This is a genomic window from Photobacterium malacitanum, assembly GCF_900185615.1.
GTDB classification, from domain to species: domain Bacteria; phylum Pseudomonadota; class Gammaproteobacteria; order Enterobacterales; family Vibrionaceae; genus Photobacterium; species Photobacterium malacitanum.
On the sequence record NZ_FYAK01000055.1, the window covers coordinates 1 to 513 of the forward strand.

Genomic DNA, 513 nt, shown 5'->3' on the forward strand with positions numbered 1-513 from the left:
CCGGACTCGATACAAGACACTTGAATGTGTGTTGTTTTGAGAACTCGTTTTTATTCAGAGAATAAAAACATTTTTAAAATCAATCTATCGATTGAATTTACTAGTCAGCTTTCCAGATTGTTAAAGAGCATGCAATTATCTAACGATAACCACTTTCTAATGATTTTCAGCGACAACAATGCGGACTTAATAAAGGTATTCTTCATTAAATCTGCGATTCCGTGCAGAAAATTCTTAGAGAGTGGTGGGCGATACCGGGCTCGAACCAGTGACCCCCTCCTTGTAAGGGAGGTGCTCTCCCAACTGAGCTAATCGCCCACGATAGTTTTAATTCCTTCGTGAGAAAGAATGGTGGGTCGTGCAGGATTCGAACCTGCGACCAATTGATTAAAAGTCAACTGCTCTACCAACTGAGCTAACGACCCATTGGCGTCCCGTAGGGGAGTCGAACCCCTGTTACCGCCGTGAAAGGGCGGTGTCCTAGGCCTCTAGACGAACGGGACAATGTTCATA

3 tRNA genes are annotated in these 513 nt (G+C 44.2%); all 3 read right to left on the reverse strand.

The annotated features are described in order from the left end of the window. Positions 1-242 precede the first annotated feature (242 nt). Positions 243-318: transfer RNA gene (locus PMAL9190_RS20035), tRNA-Val, on the reverse strand. Between the two features lie 31 nt (positions 319-349). Further along, positions 350-425: transfer RNA gene (locus PMAL9190_RS20040), tRNA-Lys, on the reverse strand. Between the two features lie 2 nt (positions 426-427). Further along, a tRNA-Glu gene (locus PMAL9190_RS20045) sits at positions 428-503 on the reverse strand. Between the last annotated feature and the right edge of the window lie 10 nt (positions 504-513).